The 2,215-nt window shown below is 66.4% G+C and carries 2 protein-coding genes and 1 pseudogene; all 3 read right to left on the bottom strand.

Translation table 11 applies throughout. The annotated features are described in order from the left end of the window. Positions 1-1,252: ATP-dependent Clp protease ATP-binding subunit ClpX (clpX, locus tag ACWF94_RS39165; RefSeq protein WP_453499856.1), on the bottom strand; the 1,252-nt coding region annotated here is incomplete at its 3' end. A 145-nt stretch (positions 1,253-1,397) separates the two neighbouring features. Next, positions 1,398-2,057 carry an ATP-dependent Clp protease proteolytic subunit gene (locus tag ACWF94_RS39160; protein ID WP_453499854.1) on the bottom strand — a complete coding sequence of 220 codons (660 nt, stop codon included), beginning with the start codon at positions 2,055-2,057 and terminating at the stop codon, positions 1,398-1,400. Positions 2,058-2,144: 87 nt separating this feature from the next. Next, a pseudogene (locus ACWF94_RS39155) lies at positions 2,145-2,215 on the bottom strand (ATP-dependent Clp protease proteolytic subunit); the annotation flags it as partial.

Genomic DNA, 2,215 nt, shown 5'->3' with positions numbered 1-2,215 from the left:
TCACGATCCTGGGCACCAGCGTCGGGTTGACGTTGTCGCGCACCACGTCCGCCGTGATGACGACCCGGGCGACGTCCTTGCGCGAGGGCACCTCGTACATCACCGACTGGAGGACCTCCTCCATGATGGCGCGCAGTCCACGGGCGCCGGTGCCGCGCAGGATCGCCTGGTCGGCGATGGCCTCCAGGGACGGCCGGTCGAAGTCCAGCTCGACGCCGTCGAGTTCGAAGAGGCGCTGGTACTGCTTCACCAGCGCGTTGCGCGGCTCCATCAGGATCTTCAGCAGGGCTTCGCGGTCGAGGTTGTGGACGGAGGTGATGACGGGAAGGCGGCCGATGAACTCGGGGATCATCCCGAACTTCACCAGGTCCTCCGGCATGACCTCCTGGAACTGGTTGCTCGCCTCGATCTCGCGCTTGGAGCGGATCGTGGCGCCGAAGCCGATGCCCTTCGCGCCCGCCCGCGACTCGATGATCTTCTCCAGTCCGGCGAAGGCGCCGCCCACGATGAACAGCACATTCGTCGTGTCGATCTGGATGAATTCCTGGTGCGGGTGTTTGCGTCCGCCCTGGGGCGGTACGGAGGCGGTGGTGCCCTCCAGGATCTTCAGCAGCGCCTGCTGGACGCCCTCGCCGGACACATCGCGGGTGATCGACGGATTTTCGCTCTTACGGGCGACCTTGTCGATCTCGTCGATGTAGATGATCCCGGTCTCGGCCTTCTTGACGTCGTAGTCGGCCGCCTGAATCAGCTTCAGCAGAATGTTCTCGACGTCCTCGCCGACATAGCCCGCCTCGGTGAGCGCGGTGGCGTCGGCGATGGCGAAGGGGACATTGAGCATCCGGGCCAGTGTCTGGGCCAACAGGGTCTTGCCGGAGCCCGTGGGACCCAGCAGGAGGATATTGGACTTGGACAGCTCGATGCCGTCGTCCCGGCCCTGGGTACCCCCGGTCTCCCCGGCCTGGACGCGCTTGTAGTGGTTGTAGACCGCGACGGAGAGGGCCTTCTTCGCGGGCTCCTGCCCGACGACGTACCCCTCCAGGAACTCGTAGATCTCGCGCGGTTTGGGCAGTTCCTCCCACCGCACTTCGGAGGTCTCCGCCAGCTCCTCTTCGATGATCTCGTTGCAGAGGTCGATGCACTCGTCGCAGATGTACACCCCGGGGCCTGCGATGAGCTTCTTCACCTGCTTCTGGCTCTTTCCGCAGAACGAGCACTTGAGCAGGTCGCCGCCATCACCGATGCGTGCCACGAGGTGCTTCCCCTTCGCCTGGGAGCGGCTTGGTTCAGCCTGCTCCTGGTGCCTCATATCCGACGGTACCTTGCCGGGGCCCTCGTTCGGGCCCCCCTTGGCGCGGTTCACATTGTCGTGTACCGCGCCAAGGGTTACGCACCGGTCAGGCGGCTGCCGCTGCGGTGGTCTTGCGGGTCGAGACGATCTGGTCGACCAGACCGTACGCCAGGGCCTCCTCGGCGGTCAGGATCTTGTCGCGCTCGATGTCGTCGCGGACCTTCTCGATCGGCGTGGTGGAGTGCTTGGCGAGCATCTCCTCCAGCTGCTCGCGCATCCGCAGGATCTCCCTGGCGGCGATCTCCAGGTCGGAGAGCTGCTCACGGCCGGTCTGCGAGGACGGCTGGTGGATCAGCACCCGGGTGTGCGGCAGCGCCATCCGCTTGCCGGGGGTGCCGGCGGCGAGCAGCACGGCCGCGGCGGAGGCCGCCTGGCCCATGCAGACCGTCTGGATGTCGGGCTTCACGAACTGCATCGTGTCGTAGATCGCGGTCAGCGCGGTGAAGGAGCCACCGGGGCTGTTGATGTAGATCGAGATGTCACGGTCGGGGTCCATCGACTCCAGGCACAGCAGCTGGGCCATGACGTCGTTGGCGGAGGCGTCGTCGATCTGCACGCCGAGGAAGATGATGCGCTCCTCGAACAGTTTCGCGTACGGGTCGTACTCGCGCACGCCCTGGGAGGTGCGCTCGACGAAACGGGGGACGACATAGCGGTTGTCCAGCTGCGGGCCGGTGTAGAGGCCGCTCGCGGAGTTGTTGCTCATATGGGTGTTCACCGTCCTGGTGGCGTTCTGCGGGGCGATTCGCGGGTGCTGCGCGAACGGGGGTGGCCGGGAGGGAGCGGCCGGCGCTCAGGCGCCGGTGCCGCCGCCGCCCGGAACGCCCGATGCGGCGGAGATGATCTCGTCGATGAGGCCGTACT

It is taken from the genome of Streptomyces sp. NPDC055078 (assembly GCF_053607985.1).
The sequence above is the reverse complement of the archived record's forward strand: the minus strand, read 5'-3'. Positions and strand labels throughout refer to the sequence as shown.